Below are 4,896 nucleotides of genomic sequence, written 5' to 3'. Positions count from 1 at the left end.
AAATCGCGGTGTACACTGAAATGACACAAATAAGAGATCGATAGCATGCAGCAGCTCAGCGGACTCGACGCGTCCTTTTTATATCTTGAGACGCCCAATTCACCGATGCATATCTCCGGCCTGTACATCTACACGCAAGAGACCGCACCGGAGGGCAAGGTACGTTTCAAGCAGATACTCGAAGGCACGGCGAATCGCGTTAAAGGTATCCCCAGCCTGACCCGAAGACTCAAAGAGGTGCCCCTGGGTCTCGATCACCCTTATTGGATTGATGAGGGGGACTTCGACCCCGAATTTCATATTCGCCACGTCGCCCTCCCCGCTCCCGGCGACTGGCGCCAGCTGTGCATTCTTATCTCCCGTATTCACGCCAGACCCCTGGATCGCTCCCGACCGCTTTGGGAGATGTACGTCATCGAGGGCCTCGACAATCTTGAGGGCTACCCCAAAGGCTGTTTCGCGCTGTTTTCCAAGATGCATCATGCCGCGGTGGACGGTGCCTCCGGCATGGAAATTACCGCGGCGATTCACGATTTAAGCGCTGACGCCAAAGTCGAAGCAAAGTCAGTGATTACCCGCCCGGACCGGGACCCCAGTACCCTGGGGCTGCTGACTCGCGCGCAGGTCAACGGTCTGCGACAACCCCTGAGGTTCATTTCTGTTGCCCGTAACACGGTGCCTGGCTTTGCCAAGGTGTTTATGCAGTTGCGCAGAGGCGACCTCCAGCGTGTGGGTACCGTCCCCCGTACTCGCTTTAACGGCACGGTATCCGCGTATCGCGTTTTTAATGCCGTAAGCCTGCCCCTGGAAGAAATTAAGGGCATAAAGAACGCCACCCCGGGCTCGACGGTAAACGACGTGGCACTCGCGATCGTCGGTGGTGCCATGCGCAAGTATCTGGAGGCCCACAACGAGCTGCCGGACGAATCACTGGTGGCGATGGCGCCAGTGAATGTTCGTGATACCAAAGAGAAAGGCACCGGTGGCAACATCGTCTCCACCATGGCCGTACAAATCCGCAGCGATGTTGTCGACGCCCGGGAACGCCTTCTGGCGGTTCATGAAGGTACGCGTACCGCCAAGGAGTACACCAACGCCGTCGGCGCAAAAACCATGACCGACTACTCGCAGTTCATCCCAAGCACGCTCACTGCCCAGGCGGCACGACTGGCAAGCCGCTGGGGCCTGGTGAATCAGATCAACCCGATTTACAACTGCGTGATTACCAACGTTCCCGGACCTCAAGTGCCCCTCTACAACACCGGTGCCCGCATGCTGTCGAACTTTGGCACGGGCCCCGTTGCAGACGGCGTAGGGCTGTTCCATGTGATCAGCAGCTATTGCGGAGAGTTCACCATCTCGGCCACGAGCTGCCGGGAGATGATGCCGGATCCCGATTTTTACCGCGAGTGTTTGATGGCGAGCTTTGAAGAGCTTCGGGACGCAACCATCGTGAAGGCAACCCCAAAGCGCCGCTCAACGGCGAAACGCAAACCCGTGACCAAAGATAAAGCCGCGCCAAAGACTCGAGCCAAAGCCAAGCCAAAGAATGCTGCGAAGGCGGAACCGGCCCGCAAAAGGGCGTAACTGCGCCCGCGAAAGCCCCTAGTCGATGCTCACGCCGGTCTGGAGCTTTTCAAAAATAAGCACATGCTGCTGCGGCAGGTAATCGTCTGTCTTTACCCACTGCAGACCAATAGCATCCATCTCCTGTCGCACCTGCGCCTCGCTCATTTTGTGTAGCCTTTTTATCGGCACAGTGGGGTCTTCGGCCCGATATTCGATGAGCACGAGCTTTCCGCCGGGCCGCAGGGCGTCAACCAGCGCCAGGCCCATTTCTCGCGGGTAAGAGAACTCGTGATAAGCGTCGACGATGAAGGCCAGATCGATGGTATTGGCGGGTAAATTTGGTGACGTTTCGGAGCCGAGCACGGATTCAACATTACTCAGTTCCATAGATTTTCTCCGCTCCTCAAGTATTGCCAGCATCTCGGGCTGAATATCAACGGGGTACACCCGCCCCTCGGGAACACGCTTGGCGATGGGAAGGGTAAAGAAACCCGTACCCGCGCCGATATCCGCCACCTTATCGCCCGGACTGATGGGCAGTCGATTAATCAATAAGTCTGTGCGCTCCTGGCGCTCCCGCTCAGGACGCTCCAGCCAGCCGGCACCGCGGTGACCCATAACATGGGAGATTTCGCGGCCCATGTAGAACTTGCCAATCCCGCCCCGACTTCCCGTCTTGTACTCGTAGCGACTATCCTTTTTCGCAGGCACCGGTTGGTCAGCGGAGCATGCGGTAGTCGCCGCCAACGCCACAGCGAGGAACATCAGTTGTTTCAGGTACTTCATCAGCGCGACCTCTTTCATAATGCGTTGATACGCGAGTGCCCCGGCTATTGGCTCATCGGTAGAATAGAGAGTCAGTCCCCTGGAGTAAGATCGATTCTATGACCAAACGAACAAATCCCCTGGATCGCTTTGCAAAGGACCTGCGCGCCGGAACCCTTGAATGGATCGGGCTGCGGTCGGCACGTAAAGCACCTCTTACGGAAGTAGAGTCAGTGCTGGCAATCGGCAATCGGGGCCTGGAAGGAGACCACCGCGTCGACAAGACTCCGGGCTCCGGTCGGCAGGTCACGCTTGTTTCGCGGGAGTTCATCGAGCAAACGGCGCACTTTCTGGGCGTTGAGGCCATTGCACCTTCAACGCTTAGGCGTAACTTGGTGGTATCCCGTATCAATCTTCATGCGCTGCGACACCAGCGCTTCTCCATTGGCGATGCACTCTTTGAGGCGAGCGCCCTGTGCCACCCCTGCTCACGCATGGAGACCGCGCTCGGTAAAGGGGGCGTTGCGGCGATGCTGGGTCATGGCGGGCTTTGCTGCCGAATACTCAAGGGTGGCGTCATCACCGTGGGCGACAGCGTGGAGGTGGAGGTTCCGTCAACAACACGGGATCTGTTTGAGGACGAAGGCTAAAACTTCAGCGTGCACAGTCTTAGCGCGTTTAAAGCGGCTCAGTGAGAATCCCAAGCATCGTACGGATACCATCTCGATAGTTACCCAGTCGCAAATTTTCATTGGGACTGTGCTGGTTATTGTCACGATTGACCGTCGGCACAGTCACTGCCGGAATACCCAGCGTGTTTACGAAGGGCGATATGGGTATAGAGCCACCACTCATGCGAATTTGAATAGGGTCTTCCTCAAAAGTCCGCTCCAGTGCGCTTCGTAACCACTGCCCCACCTCAGAGTCGAAGTCCGTGCGGAAGGACTGGTAGGAGTTCTCGTAGGTAAAGGTGGCTATCTTTTCATGAGCCATGCGCATGGTTTTATCCGGCACCTGATCGGTCACAAAAAAACCCTGCTCACGAACGTGCTGCCTCACAAGATCAATGAGTCGCTCGGGGTCTGACTCGAGCACCAGTCGTATATCAATCTCGGCTCTGGCCCAACCCGGGACAATGGTTCTCACTTTCTCGTCTATCCATCCGGACTGCATGCCGCGAATGTTCAGCGAGGGATACTGAATCGCTTCCTGGTAGCTACCGGCCACCTTGTCTATGGATCCTAGCTGCAGACGCTCCTGAATCTCCTCTTCGTTATCGGGCACAGCACGCAATATTTCTCGCGTCGCGTCATCGAAGCTGATGCCGTCGTAGAATCCCGGAATGGTGACGCGCCCTTCGTCGTCCTTCATGGAAGCCAGCACCTGGGCAAGACGCAGCGCGGGATTAGGCGCGTAGTTTCCAAAATGACCGCTGTGCTGCGCTACCACCGGGCCGTAGGTCGTGAGGGTAACCGTGGCAATCCCTCGGGCACCGAAGGTCAGCGTGGGGCGATTGGTAATGTGTCTTGGGCCATCGAAGATAACAAGCATATCTGCCGACAAGAGCTCGCGATTGTCAGCAACCGCTTGAGGGAGGTTCGGCGACCCCAACTCCTCCTCAAAGTCCATAATGACTTTGATATTGAAGTTTGGCTCGATGTTTTTGTCCGCAAGGGCGTCTAGCGAAGCAAGGAACATGGCTACCGGCCCCTTGGCGTCGGAAGCCGAACGGGCAAAGACGCGCATCTCATCATCGTAGTTATCGATGGCCGCCCAGGGAATTTGCTGCCACTCACCGGCCGCGTCACGCTGCTTCAACGCCGGCGTGTAGGGACTTGCCTGAAACCATCGGCTGGGGTCCACAGGCTGCCCGTCAATCTGCAGATAGATCAGCACCGTCTTCTCTGCGCCTGCGTGCTCACGTGTAGCGAGTAACAACGGAGCCTCGGCTGTCGCGATGCGCTGCGTACTAAATCCGCGCTTAGTAAATGCAGACTCACTCCAAACGACGTTCGCGTCTACGTCCTCGGGGCGATTGGCATCGTTGGGAATACTGAGAATTTCTCTAAGTAACGGAAAGGAAGACTGCGCATAGTCTTTAGCCAGCGCACTCAGAGCGAAGGCATTGAATTCGGATGCCTCTGCTGCGCCGACAATCGTTATGGCGAGCATGGATACTGCACATAGCCGACTGAAGAGGCCGTGTAGTCGCACTTTCATATTTGTATTCCGTAATTCTCGAGCCGGATATGGTACATCGGCTGGGACTTGGCTGTGCAACGCAGAATAGCTATGGAGAGATTAGCTAAGAGGCCCTATAATCGCAGGCCCTTCGGGCCCATAGCTCAGTTGGTTAGAGCAGTCGACTCATAATCGATTGGTCGTAGGTTCAAGTCCTACTGGGCCCACCATTTTCCATAAGGTCCGTACCGGAGACATCCTTTACACTTTATACCGGACACATAGTTTACAGTTCCGGTTTAAAAGGATTCGGTGCGGGTTCTACCCGGCCGACCTCTTCATCAAAGAATCCCAGATCATAATCCATAAAGCTGACAAGCC

The 4,896-nt window shown here is 56.3% G+C and carries 4 protein-coding genes and 1 tRNA gene; 3 read left to right on the top strand and 2 right to left on the bottom strand.

Annotated features, from left to right (window positions below; genetic code table 11):
* Positions 1–45 precede the first annotated feature (45 nt).
* A complete protein-coding gene (locus ACTG3T_RS03615) occupies positions 46–1,587 on the top strand; it encodes a WS/DGAT/MGAT family O-acyltransferase (RefSeq protein ID WP_439100899.1) in 1,542 nt (513 codons plus the stop codon).
* An 18-nt stretch (positions 1,588–1,605) separates the two neighbouring features.
* Here ACTG3T_RS03615 and ACTG3T_RS03610 read toward each other — a convergent pair whose 3' ends face one another.
* Positions 1,606–2,355 carry a class I SAM-dependent methyltransferase gene (locus ACTG3T_RS03610; protein ID WP_439100898.1) on the bottom strand — a complete coding sequence of 250 codons (750 nt, stop codon included), beginning with the start codon at positions 2,353–2,355 and terminating at the stop codon, positions 1,606–1,608.
* Between the two features lie 98 nt (positions 2,356–2,453).
* Here ACTG3T_RS03610 and ACTG3T_RS03605 point away from each other — a divergent pair, with 98 nt between their 5' ends.
* Positions 2,454–2,984 (top strand): MOSC domain-containing protein, encoded by a 531-nt coding sequence (locus ACTG3T_RS03605; protein WP_439100897.1) that lies wholly within the window; start codon positions 2,454–2,456, stop codon positions 2,982–2,984.
* A 28-nt stretch (positions 2,985–3,012) separates the two neighbouring features.
* Here ACTG3T_RS03605 and ACTG3T_RS03600 read toward each other — a convergent pair whose 3' ends face one another.
* Positions 3,013–4,554, bottom strand: a complete 1,542-nt coding sequence (locus ACTG3T_RS03600) for a M20/M25/M40 family metallo-hydrolase (RefSeq protein WP_439100896.1) — start codon at positions 4,552–4,554, stop codon at positions 3,013–3,015.
* 114 nt (positions 4,555–4,668) lie between these two features.
* Between ACTG3T_RS03600 and ACTG3T_RS03595 the strand changes: the two genes are divergently transcribed.
* Positions 4,669–4,745 (top strand) — tRNA-Ile (locus tag ACTG3T_RS03595).
* Positions 4,746–4,896 lie beyond the last annotated feature (151 nt).

Origin of the sequence: Congregibacter sp. (assembly GCF_965660375.1) — a bacterium.
Classification (GTDB): Bacteria; Pseudomonadota; Gammaproteobacteria; order Pseudomonadales; family Halieaceae; genus Congregibacter.
Note: the sequence above shows the minus strand (reverse complement) of the source record. Positions and strands in the feature narration are given on the sequence as shown.

What these genes read in the sequence shown, in the direction of transcription:
- ACTG3T_RS03615 (WP_439100899.1), top strand. Translation starts at nt 46, where the DNA reads ATGCAGCAGCTCAGCGGACTCGACGCGTCCTTTTTATATCTTGAGACG.
- ACTG3T_RS03610 (WP_439100898.1), bottom strand. Translation starts at nt 2,355, where the DNA reads ATGAAGTACCTGAAACAACTGATGTTCCTCGCTGTGGCGTTGGCGGCG.
- ACTG3T_RS03605 (WP_439100897.1), top strand. Translation starts at nt 2,454, where the DNA reads ATGACCAAACGAACAAATCCCCTGGATCGCTTTGCAAAGGACCTGCGC.
- ACTG3T_RS03600 (WP_439100896.1), bottom strand. Translation starts at nt 4,554, where the DNA reads ATGAAAGTGCGACTACACGGCCTCTTCAGTCGGCTATGTGCAGTATCC.